At 70.6% G+C, this 13,424-nt stretch carries 13 protein-coding genes; 1 reads left to right on the forward strand and 12 read right to left on the reverse strand.

What is annotated here, in order from left to right:
- Positions 1 to 358: 358 nt before the first annotated feature.
- From AA0Y20_RS02510 to AA0Y20_RS02560, 11 genes are read right to left on the reverse strand one after another with little or no spacing between them, the layout of a single operon-like run.
- Positions 359 to 1,483 (reverse strand): NADH:flavin oxidoreductase/NADH oxidase, encoded by a 1,125-nt coding sequence (locus AA0Y20_RS02510; RefSeq protein WP_412937189.1) that lies wholly within the window; start codon positions 1,481 to 1,483, stop codon positions 359 to 361.
- On the reverse strand, positions 1,480 to 2,925 hold the full coding sequence (locus tag AA0Y20_RS02515) for an MFS transporter (protein WP_412937190.1): 1,446 nt from the start codon (positions 2,923 to 2,925) through the stop codon (positions 1,480 to 1,482). Before AA0Y20_RS02515 ends, AA0Y20_RS02510 begins: the two co-directional genes overlap by 4 nt.
- The gene (locus AA0Y20_RS02520; protein ID WP_412937192.1) at positions 2,922 to 3,845 is read right to left on the reverse strand and encodes a hypothetical protein; all 924 of its coding nucleotides are present in this window, start codon (positions 3,843 to 3,845) and stop codon (positions 2,922 to 2,924) included. Before AA0Y20_RS02520 ends, AA0Y20_RS02515 begins: the two co-directional genes overlap by 4 nt.
- Positions 3,842 to 4,795, reverse strand: a complete 954-nt coding sequence (locus tag AA0Y20_RS02525) for a polysaccharide deacetylase family protein (protein WP_412937193.1) — start codon at positions 4,793 to 4,795, stop codon at positions 3,842 to 3,844. The genes AA0Y20_RS02520 and AA0Y20_RS02525 overlap by 4 nt, the downstream gene beginning before the upstream one ends.
- A complete protein-coding gene (locus AA0Y20_RS02530) occupies positions 4,792 to 5,475 on the reverse strand; it encodes a cysteine hydrolase family protein (protein WP_412937194.1) in 684 nt (227 codons plus the stop codon). The genes AA0Y20_RS02525 and AA0Y20_RS02530 overlap by 4 nt, the downstream gene beginning before the upstream one ends.
- Positions 5,472 to 6,842 carry an MmgE/PrpD family protein gene (locus AA0Y20_RS02535; protein ID WP_412937195.1) on the reverse strand — a complete coding sequence of 457 codons (1,371 nt, stop codon included), beginning with the start codon at positions 6,840 to 6,842 and terminating at the stop codon, positions 5,472 to 5,474. Before AA0Y20_RS02535 ends, AA0Y20_RS02530 begins: the two co-directional genes overlap by 4 nt.
- Before the next feature lie 2 nt (positions 6,843 to 6,844).
- The gene (locus AA0Y20_RS02540) at positions 6,845 to 7,546 is read right to left on the reverse strand and encodes an ABC transporter ATP-binding protein (RefSeq protein ID WP_412937197.1); all 702 of its coding nucleotides are present in this window, start codon (positions 7,544 to 7,546) and stop codon (positions 6,845 to 6,847) included.
- Positions 7,536 to 8,270, reverse strand: a complete 735-nt coding sequence (locus AA0Y20_RS02545) for an ABC transporter ATP-binding protein (protein ID WP_112615403.1) — start codon at positions 8,268 to 8,270, stop codon at positions 7,536 to 7,538. Before AA0Y20_RS02545 ends, AA0Y20_RS02540 begins: the two co-directional genes overlap by 11 nt.
- Positions 8,267 to 9,346, reverse strand: a complete 1,080-nt coding sequence (locus tag AA0Y20_RS02550; protein WP_412937199.1) for a branched-chain amino acid ABC transporter permease — start codon at positions 9,344 to 9,346, stop codon at positions 8,267 to 8,269. The genes AA0Y20_RS02545 and AA0Y20_RS02550 overlap by 4 nt, the downstream gene beginning before the upstream one ends.
- Positions 9,343 to 10,353: a branched-chain amino acid ABC transporter permease gene (locus tag AA0Y20_RS02555; RefSeq protein ID WP_412937201.1), complete on the reverse strand. Its 1,011-nt coding sequence runs from the start codon at positions 10,351 to 10,353 to the stop codon at positions 9,343 to 9,345. Before AA0Y20_RS02555 ends, AA0Y20_RS02550 begins: the two co-directional genes overlap by 4 nt.
- Before the next feature lie 18 nt (positions 10,354 to 10,371).
- Positions 10,372 to 11,622: an ABC transporter substrate-binding protein gene (locus AA0Y20_RS02560; RefSeq protein WP_412937203.1), complete on the reverse strand. Its 1,251-nt coding sequence runs from the start codon at positions 11,620 to 11,622 to the stop codon at positions 10,372 to 10,374.
- Between the two features lie 244 nt (positions 11,623 to 11,866).
- Between AA0Y20_RS02560 and AA0Y20_RS02565 the strand changes: the two genes are divergently transcribed.
- Positions 11,867 to 12,619: an IclR family transcriptional regulator gene (locus AA0Y20_RS02565; RefSeq protein WP_412937206.1), complete on the forward strand. Its 753-nt coding sequence runs from the start codon at positions 11,867 to 11,869 to the stop codon at positions 12,617 to 12,619.
- A gap of 78 nt (positions 12,620 to 12,697) precedes the next feature.
- On the opposite strand, the gene AA0Y20_RS02570 is transcribed toward AA0Y20_RS02565, so the two are convergent.
- Entirely contained in the window at positions 12,698 to 13,408 is a 711-nt protein-coding gene (locus AA0Y20_RS02570; RefSeq protein ID WP_412937208.1) for a DUF1028 domain-containing protein, read from the reverse strand.
- Positions 13,409 to 13,424: the final 16 nt, after the last annotated feature.

Here is a 13,424-nt window from a genome sequence, read left to right on the forward strand (position 1 = left end):
GCCCCTATCCGAGCCGACAGCCTGTTGACGGCACACAGCCCACATACGAGCCGGGGAAACGCGCGGGGGAAACGTGCCGCGCGGTGCTGCAAACAGGCTGAACCGCCGATTTCGACACACCCAGGCCCCTTTCCGAGCCGACAGCCTGTTGACGGCACACAACCCGCATACGAGCCGGGGAAACGAGCCGGGGAAACGCGCCGGGGAAACGCGCCGCGCGGTGCTGCAAACAGTCTGAACCGCCGCTTCCGGCACACCCAGGCCCCTATCCGAGCCGACAGCCTGTTGACGGCACACGGCCCGCATATGAGCGTCCCGATACCCAGCCGAACCGGGACCCCGGCGGGTGAGACGGGTGTCAGAGGTAGGCGCGGTGGTAGCGCGGCTCGAGCGACGCCGCGCCCGTGAGAGCGAGCTCGGCACGGCGGGCCCAGTGCGGGTCGCGGAGCATCTCGCGGCCGAGGAGGACGAGGTCGGCCTCGCCGCCGGCGACGATCCGATCGGCGTGAAGCGGATCGGCGATGAGGCCGACGGCGGCGGTCGGAACCCCGGCGGCCCGAACGACGGCTGATCCCGGCACCTGGTAGCCGGGCGATGGGGAGTACTCGGCACCGGCCACGAGTCCGCCCGACGAGCAGTCGACGAGATCGACCCCGGCCGCGTGCATCCGCAGCGCGAGCTCAGCACTGTCGGCGGCCTGCGACCCGCCCGGAGCGACGTCGTCGACCGACAGCCGCACGATGAGCGGCATCCCCTCGGGCATCTCCGCCCGCACCGCGGCGACCGTCGCGAGCACGAAAGCCGACCGGTCGGCGCCCCACCGGTCCGCGCGACGGTTCGTCACCGGCGACAGGAACTCGTGCAGCAGGTACCCGTGCGCGCCGTGGAGCTCGATCGCGTCGAACCCCGCGGCGACCGAGCGACGCGCGGCTGCGGCGAACTCCGAGACGACGGCATCCACCTCGTCGGCATCGAGGCGCGCGGGTTCGGCGAAGCGCCCGAAGGGCTCGCCCGATGCGCCGAGCGTGCGCCATCCGCCGGCGCTCTCGGGAACCGATCCACGGTGCTCCGGCGGGTCACCCGGCAACGCGGCGTACTTGCTGCCCTTGCGTCCGGCGTGCGCGAGCTGCACCGCGATGCGGCCACCGGTGCGGTGCACGGCATCGGTGACCCGTCGCCAGGCGGCGATGTGTCGGTCGTCCCACATGCCGGCGTCGTCGGGGGTCACCCGGCCCGACGGCGACACCGCCGTCGCCTCGGTGATGATGAGTCCCGCGCCCCCGAGAGCGAACTGGCCGTAGTGGACGACGTGCCAGTCGTCGACGACGCCGTCGGGCAGCGGCGCCGCGTACATGCACATCGGCGAGACCCCGATGCGGTTGCGCAGAGTCAGTTCGCGCAGTCGCAACGGTCGCAGCAGGGCCGGGCCGTCCGCCTCGTCGGCGGTGCTCATCGCAGCGGGGGGCGGGGAGGTCAGGGTCACGATCCTGCTTCCTTTCGGCGGAGACGGATGACGGCTACGACGGTCGCGAGCAGCAGGGCGAGCCCCAGTCCGGCGATCGTCAGCCCGATGTCGCGGATGCCGCCGGCGACGGCGCCCGCGTCGAGCAGGTGCGCCACGACGACGGCGGCGAGCGCGGCGCCGACGTACTGCGCGGTGCGGTAGATCCCGGTGGAGGCGCCGGCTGCTCCCGCGGGCACCGCGTGATGGAGCAGGAGCTGGTTGCCCAGGTTGTTGAAGCCGTTGGGCACGCCGAGCAGGGCGCAGACGATCGCGAGCACCCAGAGCGGCATGTCCGCTGCACCGGTGAGTGCGAGGAGGCTGCCGGCCAGGACCATCGCCGAGGTGCCGACGGCGAGCAGGGCACGCGGGTGCCAGGCGCGCCCGAGGCGGGTGGCGAGGACGGTGGAGAGCGCCCCGATCCCGAAGACCGGCAGCATGAGGAGTCCGGTCAGCGCCGGTCCGAGGTCGCGGGTCGCCTGCATCCACTGCGGTAGTCCGTAGAAGATGACGTAGAACGAGATGAACGTCGCGATCGCCCGCAGGCAGGTGAGGCCGAACTGCGGGTACCGGCCCAGCAGGCGCACGTCGACGAAAGGCCGTTCCGCGCGCAGCTCGCGCCAGACGAACCCGGCGGCCAGGGGCACCGTCACCGCAGCGGAGACCGCCGCGACCGCCGGCGCCGAGTCGATGCTGAGCAGCGCCACCATGAGCGCGACCAGCGCGCCGATCATGAGGACCATGCCGGCGGGGTCGAGCACGCGCCAGGTCTGAGCCGCGCTCGCCCGCTCGGCACCGGGGTCGGCGGAGGCGTCGGCCGGGACGAAGACCAGCACGAGCGTCGCGCAGAGGATCACCATCGGGATGTTGATCCAGAAGATGCCCGGCCACCCCCACGCCACCACGACGAGACCGCCGACGGTCGGGCCGAGAGCTGCCGTCGTCTGCCCGCACAGCGCGATGATGCCGATCGCGCCGGTGGGCGCAGCGCGGACGAGGTCGGCCTGGCGGCGGATGATCGCCATCGCGGCAGGGAACTGCGCGGCGGCTCCCAGGCCGAGCACGACCCGGTCGACGATCATCCAGCCGCTGTCGGTGATGAACGGGCCGGCGACCGAGGCCACCAGGATGAGCGCCAGCCCCACGAGGTAGACGCGTCGTGGCCCATACAGGTCGGCGAGCCGTCCGGCGGTGGGCGAACCGACCGCCGCCGCGATGTAGAGGGCGCTGATGATCCACGCTGTCGCGGTCGTCGCGACCGCCGCATCCCCTCCGAACGAGGCGACCATCGGGACGAGCGCGACGGCGATGATCGACGAGTTCAGCCCGAGCAGGATCGTGCCGCTGCCCAGCGACCACGGCAGCCGCAACGGCAGTGAGCGGCTGCCGTCCGAGGCACCCGCTGCGGCAGGTTCCCGCGTCACTCGGCGAGCTCCGCCACCCCGCCCGGTGTCGCGAGGAGCACATCGGGGTGGGCGGCGAGCATCCGGAAGGTGCGCTCCACGACGTCGGCGAAGCACGCCTGACCCGACACCCAGCCGAAGAGGCTGAGTCCGAGGTGGCGGGCACCGACGACGTCCGCATCGGCGATCAGCTGGTCGACCGTCGCGGTGAGCAGCTCCTCGTAGTCAGCGGCGACGATCCCCCGCGCGTAGAGCTCGAACATGTCCTCCGTCTCGAGCGGATGCGGCACGGCGACGAGACCGTCGGAGGCGCCGGTCAGCGCCACCGGGCGCTCGTCGACCGGCCAGTCGCCGAACCATCCGAATCCCGCCTCGCGCAGCAGGGCGGTGGTCCGCGAGGTGCCGGCGCGCTCGGGGCCGAACCATCCGGTGGCCTCGCGCCCGGTCAGGCGCTGCACCGCGTCGCGTGCTCTTCCGATGTACGCGCGTTCGGTGGCGGCATCCATCTCGGGCGACAGGATGACGTTCGCGCCGGCTCCCCGCACGACGATCTCGTCGGCACGCGCCGCGACGCCGCGGGCGAGCCCCGGCACGGTGCGGGCACCGAACTCGTCGAGCGCGACGGCGACGGGGACACCCGCTCGGTCGGCGATGTCGAGCAGCCGCCAGATACCGGTCGTCAGGCCGAAGTCCCATTGCGACAGGCGGGCGACCTGACCGTGGCGGGGCTCCGACGTGTCACGGCCGACACCGCCCTGCATCGACTTCGGCGAGAACGCTCCGGCGGGGAGGTCGTCCTGATACGAGGGAGCGTGCAGCAGGACTGAGACCACGAGCTTCTTCGCGCCCGGCAGCGCCCACGCGGGACGATGCGTGTCGTAGGCGCGCGGCAGGTCTGGGGCGAAGACGATCGCGTCGGCGGGGTGAGGGATGAGGCTCATGCGCCGACCTCCGTCACGAGAGCCGCGTGTTCGTCGGCGAGGGAACGCGCGAACTCGACCTGCTCGTCATAGTGGTGAGCGAGGTAGTGGTCGCTGATCGCTCCCGCCGTCGTGGCCCAGATGCGCTCGTCGGCGCGCACATACGCGAACAGCTCGCGCAGCGCCCCGGCGAACCACGGCTGGCCCGAGAGGAACGGGTGCGTCGCGAGACACACCACGCGGCCCTGGCCGTCGCGCTCGCTGTCGGCGAGCGACCGGTCGATCTGGGCTTTCGTCAGAGCGACGAAATCGGCCGCCGAGAGGCTGCGCACGTGCAGCATGGGCACGTCGTTGAGCATGAAGCTGTACGGCATCGACACGATCGGGGTGTCGCCGACCGTCCGCAGCGGGCGCGGCTGCTCGTCGTGGATGAAGTCGGCGAAGTACTGCATGCCGTGCGCGGCCATGAGGTCGACGGTGTTGTCGGTTCCCGAGATCTTCGGGCCCAGCATCCCCTTGATGCGCCGGCCGCCGTAGTAGGTCTCGCTCAGCCGCTGCGAGAGCGCGTAGAACGCGTCCTCCTCGTCGTAGGGCATGTCGTAGAGGGGTCGCAGGTTCGAGATGCCGTGGCTCATGATCTCCCACCCCCGCTCGAACATGGCGTCGCGCACCTCCGGCTGCTCCTCGAGCAGTGAAAGGCTGAGCGACACGGTCGAGGGCATCTCGAACTCGTCGACGATCCGCAGCATCCGCCACAGGCCGACGCGGTTGCCGCTGTCGCGGTGCATGTAGTGCTGCGCGTCGGGGAACGCGATCCGGCCCTGCGGCGAGCCGCCGCCCGGCGCGATCCAGTCGTAGTGCTCGACGTTCGGCGCATGCCAGAACGCGAGCAGCTTGCCGCTCGGCCACTCGACGCGTGGCCGGGTCGCCATCGGGGCGTACCAGAGACGCTCGTTGTTGCGGATCGTCATGCGAGCTCCGCGGCGGCACCCGCAGTGGTGCGCGCCGCCTGCATCGCCGCGAAACGGTCGAGCACCCATCGCTTGGTCACGACGTCGCCGAAACGGTCCTGCATGTCCCATAGCGACACCTCGCCCGACACCGTGCGGAAGTCGTCGCAGCACTCCTCGACGATGCTGATGTGGAAGCTGCGGTAGGCGGCATCCACGACGCTCGCGCGGACGCACCCGCTGGTGGAGGTGCCGGTGAAGATCAGCTCATCGACGCCGAGCTCGGCCAGCAGCTCGTCGAGGCGCGTGCGGTAGAACGCCGACGCCACCGTCTTCTCGACGATGTGGTCGGTCGGAGCCGGCGGGACGGCAGCGCTGATCTCGGTCCACGGGTTGCCGCGTTCGCACCGCTCGGTCAGGCTCGAACGCACCCGCTGCGCCAGCATCCGGTCGTCGAGGGAGTCGAGGATCATGACGGCGTAGATGACGGGGACGCCCGCGGCTCGCGCCGCCTCGAGCAGCTCGTTGGTGTGCGCGAGCGCCACCGCCGTCCCGGGGCCGATCTTCTCGTGCTCGGTGAACGCGCGCTGGAAGTCGATGACGATCACGGCGGGAGACGTGCCCGGTCCGACCTTCGTGCGCCGGGCGCGCAGGTCTCGGATCGTGTCGATCTCCACGTTCCAGTCGATCGTGTCGTTCATGCGAGGTCTCCTTCGGAGGGTGGGGCGAGTCGGCCGAGAGCGCGGGTTATCGCTCCGGGGTCGGGGTCGGTGAAGTCATGGACGGCGAGATGGATGTCGGAGGCGCGCAGGCCCGTCGGGCGCAGGGCCTCGGTGAGCAGCTCGTCGACGCGCGCGTCCGAGAAGGGGGTGTCGACGGCGTCGCCCTGGGGGTGGCGAACGGATGCCGAGTGCGCGGTGCCGTCCGCGAGGTGCACGGTGACCCGTGCGGGACGCGACGTCGGGGTGTCGGGCCGCAGCTCGGCCGTGGCATCCGTCACCGACACCACCGCTGCGATACGCGCCAGTTGCGGGTGAGGAGGCACGTCGGACCGCTCGGCGGACACGTCTCCGAACCACAGTGCGCTGGCGACGGCGAAGGGGACCGAGAAGTACGCCCCGTGCCGGGAATCCCACGAGGTGGCGGTCAGGGATGCCGCCGAAGCGACCCCCTCGACACGCACGGAGACGATGTCTTCGAGATCGACGCCGGCCGCGACCATGCGTGCGCGCACGTGCAGGGCCGCATCCGCCGGGCCGTGGGTGTAGGCGCACGCCGAGTGCTGCTTGAGGTAGCTCGTGGTGACGAGGCTCTCGTCACCGAGGCCTCGGACCACGGCATCCGGGTCGATGATCCCCAGGCCGCCGAGGTCGGCGGGGAGCCCCCCGGGGTCGGCAGCGAGGCCCGCCGCCGAGAAGCGCGCCGCGGCCAGTCCGGCCAGGGCCCCCTGTCCGACCCACTGATCGCGAACCGCCGAACCGCTCAGCACGGGGTGCCACGATGCCGCCGGCGCCATCGTGGCACCGGTCGCGATCGCGCGCGCGGCTTCGTCGGCATCCGCGCCCAGGAGCACGGCGCAGCCCGCCGCCGCGCCGACCGCGCCCAGGGGCCCGTGCGTATGCACGTCGGGTCGGAAGGTCGTGGCTCGCCCGATGCGCGCGGCGACCTCGTAGGCGACGTAGAGGGCGTCCCACAGCCGGTCGCCCGCGATGTCCCGCGTCTCGGCGAGGGCGAGCACGGCCGGCACAGTCTGAGCCGCGGGATGTCCCTTGCTGTACCGGTTGCCTTCGTCGCGCTCGGTCGACACTCCGGCCGCGCCGTTGAGCCAGACCGCTGATTCGACGGCGACGCGCTGCGAAGTGCCGAGGAGGGTCGCGGGCCCGGCAGCCGGGGCCCAGGCCAGCCGCAAACGCTGCATCTCGGGCAGGGCGGCGGCTCCGACGGTGACCGCGAGCAGGTTCTCGACGGCACGGACGAGCGAGCGTCTCGCGGCATCGGAAGCCCGCGCGAACGGTTCCGACACCGCCCACTCGCCGAGAACGCGGGACACCTCGCGGTGACTCGTCATGATCAGTGACCCAGGTAGGCGGCCTGCACGCGCGCGTCCGAGGCGAGCACCGAGGCGGTGCCGTCGAGCGCGACGCTTCCCGACTCGAGCACGTAGGCGCGGTCGGCGAGCTGCAGCACCTGGTGGGCGTTCTGCTCGACGATCAGCACCCCGACACCGCGGTCGCGGATGGCGTTGACGGCGTGGAAGACGTCCCAGGTGAGCTTCGGCGAGAGCCCGGTCGAGGGTTCGTCGAGCATCAGCAGTCTCGGCGCTCCCATGAGAGCGCGCGCGATGGCGAGCATCTGCTGCTGACCGCCCGACATCGTCTCGGCGAGCTGCTGGCGGCGCTCGCGCAGGATCGGGAACAGGTCGAGGATCTCGTCCTCCGAGAACCCCGAACGGCCCTTCTTGCCCCAGGCACCCATGCGCAGGTTGTCCTCGACGGTGAGCGAGCCGAAGAGGGCGCGATGCTCCGGCACGAGCATCAGGCCGCGCTGCGCGACGAGGTGGCTCCGTCCGTAGCCGACGGCACCGCCGTCGAAGCGGACCGATCCGCCGTGCTGCTTCACCTCGCCCGCGATGGTCTTGAGGGTCGTCGATTTGCCGGCGCCGTTCGCTCCGACGATCGCGACGACCTCTCCGGCGTCGACGGAGAGCGAGACGCCGTGGAGGATCTCCAGTCCGTGGTAACCCGCACGCAGGTCGTCGATCTCAAGCAGCATCGCCGTACTCCTTACCGAGGTAGGCCTCGATGACTCGGGGATCTTGCAGAACGTCGTCGACCGAGCCCCGCGCGATGACGGCTCCCTGGTCCATCATCACGACGCGGTCGCTGAGGCGACGGACGGCCGTCATGATGTGCTCGATGAAGAGCATCGTCACGCCCTCCTCACGCCGGAGCTCGTCGAGCAGATCGAGCACCGGGGTCCGCTCCGACGGCACGAGACCGGCGAGGACCTCGTCGAGCAGCAGCACCCGCGGGCGCATCGCGAGGGCGCGGGTGAGTTCGAGCCGCTTCTGCACGGCCGTCGGCAGCGAGCCGGACTCGGCGTCCGCCCAGGCCCACAGGCCGGTGCGATCGAGGAGCGTGGCCGCCTCGTCGCGCGCCGCGCGCTCGGGGCGGACACCGCGGCTCTGCACGGCGATCGTGACGTTCTCGAGAGTGGTCATCGTGTGGAAGGGCCGCATCAGCTGGAACGTCCGGACGAGACCGGAACGCGCGAGCGTGTGCATCCTCGCGCCGGTGATGTCGCGTCCGTCGAGGGTGACTCGACCCGAGTCGGGTGGGAAGGCGCCCGTCACGCAGTTGAACAGCGTGGTCTTGCCGGCACCGTTCGCGCCGATGATCCCGACGATCTCGCCTTCGTCGACGGAGATGTCGACGTCGCGCAGCGCGTGGAGCCCGCGGAACGACTTGTTGACGCCCTGAATCTCGAGAAGGGTCACTTCTTCTTCACCACCCAGTTCTTGACGGTGCCGTACACGCCCTTGGGGAGGAGCAGGACGCAGGCGATGAGGATGACGGCGTAGATGAGGATGTCGAGACCGCCGTGCCCCTGAAGGAACGACAGCGCCTCCGGAGGATGACGGAGGAACGCGGCGACGGCATCCGAGAGCGGCGCCATCACGACTGCTCCGATGACGGGGCCCCAGACGGTCGCGACCCCGCCGACGACGGCCGTGATGATGGCGTTGTTCGAGACGTGGGCGCCGAACGCCAGCTCGGGATCGATGAACATGTAGTACTCCAGGTAGAGCGTGCCGGCCGCGGCCGTGATCGCGGCGGAGAGGGCCACCGTGGTCAGCTTGTACCGCAGCACGTTGACGCCGATGGCTGCCGCCGCCAGGTCGTCGTCGCGCGATGCGAGCGTGAAACGGCCCGTGCGGCGACGCAGGAACTCGATGACCACGACGAGCGCAAGCACGACCATGCCCACGCCGATCCACCAGTAGTTCGGCGAGCCGACCGGGAACTGGAACATCGCCCAGTCGTCACCGCGCAGCACGGGGACGGTGAAGCCGACCGTGCGGTTGAGCGCGTCGTTGCCGACGACGAACAGACGGAGCATCTCGGCGAAGGCGAACGTCGACAGCGCGTAGTACGCGCCGGTCAGCTTGTAGCGCAGGGCGAGGAAGCTGATGCCCACGGCCGCCGCCGCCGCCAGCGCCATCCCGGCGATGAGGCCGATCCACGGGCTCACTCCGAAGTCGACGAGCAGCACGGCCGTGACGTAGGAGCCGATGCCGAAGTAGGCGGCGTGACCGAAGCTGAACATCCCGCCGAAGCCGCTCATCATGTTCCAGCCGATCCCCATGAGGGCGAAGATCAGCACGCGCATGGCGACGGCGAGCTCCGCGGCGGGAAGGACGAAGGGCAGGACGATCCCGACGACGGCCAGCACTCCGAGGGCGACGTAGTGCCGGAAGGTCGTGCGACGGTGCAGCGGGACGCGCGGCGCCAGCAGGTGAGCACCGGTGGAGAAGTCGGGCGCCGTCGGGCGCGTGGGGGTGGCGACGGTCATGCGGTCCTCCCGAAGATTCCGCGGGGCTTGGCGAAGAGCACGATGAGGAAGACGACGAACACGGCCAGCAGCGGCGACTGACCGGGCAGGATCAGCCCGCCCAGCTGCTCGGTGAGTCCGACGATCAGTCCGCCGACGAGCGCTCCGGGGACGTTGCCCATCCCGCCGAGCACCACCACGACGAACGCGGTCAGGTTGAACACCGATCCGGCCGTCGGCTCGATCGTGGTGAAGGGGGCCACCAGTGTGCCGGCGGCTCCCGCTGCGGCGGCGCCGAGCGCGAAGGTGAGGACGTAGATCGCCTTGATGTCGATGCCCACCAGGCGGGCTCCCTCGGGGTTCGCCGCGACCGAGCGGACCGCCGTGCCGACCGGCGTGCGCTGCAAGATCAGCCAGAGCGCAGCGACGAGGACCAGGGCGCCGGCGAAGGCGTAGATGCGGCTCAGGTCGACCGTCGCGCCGAAGATCGAGACACCGGTGTTGCCGGGCAGCTGGACCGAGAGGGGGTTGGGCCCGAACACGAGCAGCAGGATGTTCTCGATGGCCAACGCCAGGCCGATGGTGATGAGCAGCTGCGTGTGGATCGGAGCCCGCATGATCGGGTTCAGCAGACCCGCCTGCGTCACCGCGCCGAGCAGGAACATCGTCGGGACGGTGATCAGCAGCGTCGCGTACGGGTGCATCCCGGTGACGTTCACCAGCACGTATGTGAGGTACATCGCCAGGGCGACCATGGCCCCGTTGGCGAAGTTGATGATGTGGAGCACGCCGTAGACGAGGGTGAGTCCCATGGCGATCAGGCTGTAGATGCCTCCGGTCAGCAGCCCCGTCACGAGAGCCTGGGCCAGCACGGTCGGGCTGCCCGAGATGACTCCGGCGGCGACGGCCGCGAGCGCGAGCACGCCGAGCGTCACGAGCAGAGCACGCGGCGAGGGGCCGTTGTACCGGCGGGTGCGCGCGGGCTTCTCACCGGCCGGGGTGGTGGGCGGAGATGCCTGGATCGTCATGAGACTCACTCCTCGCTGTCAGCGGACCGGGGCCGGGTAGACGAGCTCCTGCTGGGCCAGGGCCGCCGGGTAGACCTGCGTCACCGCACCACCGAGCACCTGCATCGTGACGACCGACGCGTTGACGTTCTGCCCCGTCTCGTCGAACGACACCGGACCGTCGTTGACGACGTGCGGCTCGTAGGTCGTCGCGGCGATCGCGTCGCGGATGTCGGCCGGATCGGCACTCGCGGCAGCGTCGATCGCCTCGGCGATGAGCGTCACGGCGTCGTAGGTGAGCATCGCGCTGGTGCGCATCGGCTCGCCGAACTCGGCCTCGAACGCCTCGGCGACGGCAACCGCCTCGTCGTTGGTGGCATCCCAGCGGTAGTTGGCGTCGAAGTAGTTCTCGCCGCCGTTGGGGGCGTCAGCCGTGAACTGCACCTGGTCGTAGCCGCCGTTGGCGACGCCGAACACCGCGTCGAGGTCCGGCGCGATGGAGCTGACGGCACGCGCGATCGCGAGGCTGTCGTTGTAGTAGCCCGACACGGCGAGGACGTCGGCACCGGCGGCGGCGACCTGCTGCACCTGGGTCGACAGGTCGCTCGACGAGGGGTCGTAGCTGATCGCCGGGTCGACCGTGATGCCGTACTCCTGCGCCTTCGCCGCGAACGCCTCGTAGGCCGAGGCCCCGAAGTTGCCCTGCTCGTAGAGGTAGCCGACCTTCGTCACCGGGCTGCCCGCCGCCTCCGCGATCTCGGACAGGTAGGTCGCGCTCTGCTCGCCCATCATGCTCGCCGACGGCTGGATGCGGAACGAGTTGCTGTATCCCTGCTCCAGGATCGAGTCGAGCGCCGAGACGTCCATGACGAACGGCACGCCGTTGCGCTCGGCGACCGAGGCGATGTTCGCGCTCGTCGCGCTCTGGTACGAGCCCACGAGGGCAGCGGCCCCCTCCTGGATGAGGCGTGTGGCCTCGCTCTGGCCGGTCTCGGGCTCGCCGCGGGTGTCGGCCGCCTCGAGGACGAGCTTCGCGCCGCCGAGCGATTCGATGCCGCCGGCCTCGTTGATCGCATCGACGGCCATCTGGGCGGCGTTGCTCATCTGCTGGCCGTCGACCGCGTTCGATCCGCTGAGCGGGTGGAGTGCTCCGATGACGATCTCCTCGGGTGCCTCTCCCGAGGATGCTGCCTGGCTTGCTCCGACGGCGGATCCGGCACAGGCCGCGAGCGTGACGCTGCCGACGGCGAGGGCGGTCACGGCGAGCGTGAAGCGACTCGTGGTTTTCAACTCGACTCCTTGGAGGGTGGTGTTCCGTCTGATGGAGCTGTTTCGGTGACCGGAACATTCGGGTTAGTCCCTGACTGGGATGTAAGCGACCGTATGCCCTCGATATGCGGCGCCAGTTGCCCGCGTGTATCCGGAATGTTTCGTCTCGCCCGAATCGGGCGCCTGCCGTTCCGTTGAGTGAAACGGGCCCGTACGCTTCTGCCCAGAGCGTGCCGGACGCTCACCACCACGAGGAGAGTGCGCCATGGCCGATACCGCCCCGTCGACGACATCCCGGGTCGCCGAGGTGCTGATGGCGTTCACCGACGTGACCGCGCCGCTGGGCGTCTCGCAGATCGCGAGGTCGTGCGACCTGAGCAAGGCGGTGGTCCACCGCATCCTGCAGTCGCTCGTCGCGTCGGGACTCGTCGACTATCTGCCCGACACCCGCCGCTACTGCCTCGGTCCGGCCGCGATCGCGCTGGGTCAGACGGCGGCCGCGGGCAACCGGCTGTACGCGGCGGGGATGCCGGCGATCTCGCACCTGGCCAACCAGACCGGCGAGACCACGACGCTGACGGCCCGTCGCGGGCACGGACGCCACTACATCGGCCTCGTCGAGAGCATCAACCCGATCCGCATCAGCGTGCGCATGAGAGACGACGTCCCGTTGTGGTCGGGGGCGAGCGGCATCAGCATCCTGGCGTTCATGGACCCCGTCGACGTCGACTACGTCCTGAGCCAGGAGCGGCACGCGTACACCGAGGCGACCGTCATCGACGAGACGATGATCCGCGACCGCCTGGCCGAGACCCGCGAGCGCGGGTGGGCGCACACTGCGGGCGAGCGCGTGCGGATGTCGAGCAGCGTCGCGGCGCCCATCTTCGATCGCGACGGCAGCCCCGCGGGGTCGCTCTCCGTCGCGTACCTGGTCGACCGACTCGGCGACACCCAACACCACGACCTGGCGCAGCTCGTTCTCACCGCCGCCCGCGACGCCACCGCCAGACTCCAGTAACCCCCGGCTCGCCGCGGCGAGGGTGCGCATCTGCACGGTCCGGGGCGGCCCGCACCATGCAGATGCGCGTTCTCGGCGTCAGCGAGAGGGAGATCCGGCGGGCTGGCGGGCGAGCCAGTCGGCCATGCCGGTCTCGGGGTGGTCGAGCCAGTGGTCGCCGTAGTAGTCGGCGAAGGGCAGGTACTCATCGAGGATGCGGCGCAGCTCCGCGATCGCGTCGAGCCCCTCGGGGGCAATGTCGACGCGCAGGTCGACGTGCGGGCGACGCTGACCGCGGGCCGTCGTGATGATCGAAGACGACAGGTGCCGGCGCCCCTCACCACCGGCGGCGAGCCCGGCCTCGAGCGCGCGCATGAGGCGCTCCTCCAATAGTCCCGCGGTGTCATTCTCGTAGGACGCGGCCATCGCCTCGAGCACGCCCGGGCCGATCAAGGTGTTCCCGAGCACGGCGAAGCCGTCGCCGACGAGGTGACCCGCGTACTGCGACTCGATCACGACGTCACCGGTGTGGGCCGCGACGCGGCCGTCGTCGAGGACGATCCCGAGCTGCCGGTACCGGAACGACTCGTCGGTCTCGGCGAGCGCCCTGATGATCGTCTCGGGCGCCAGACCCGTCGTCCCGAGGTCGAGGGCGCGCTGGCCGAGCCGCCAGTCGGAGTGCCACTGGCTTGTGACCGCGACCCCTCCCGCGACATGCGGGCACCGCGAGGCGAGCGCGATCGACCCCGTGCCCTGGCAGACCCCGACCGCACCCGTGCTCGGATCGGTGGCGATGATGCTGAACGTCATCGTGTTCTCCTTCCCG

The sequence above is a fragment of the Microbacterium pratiae genome (assembly GCF_047302165.1).
Classification (GTDB): Bacteria; Actinomycetota; Actinomycetes; order Actinomycetales; family Microbacteriaceae; genus Microbacterium.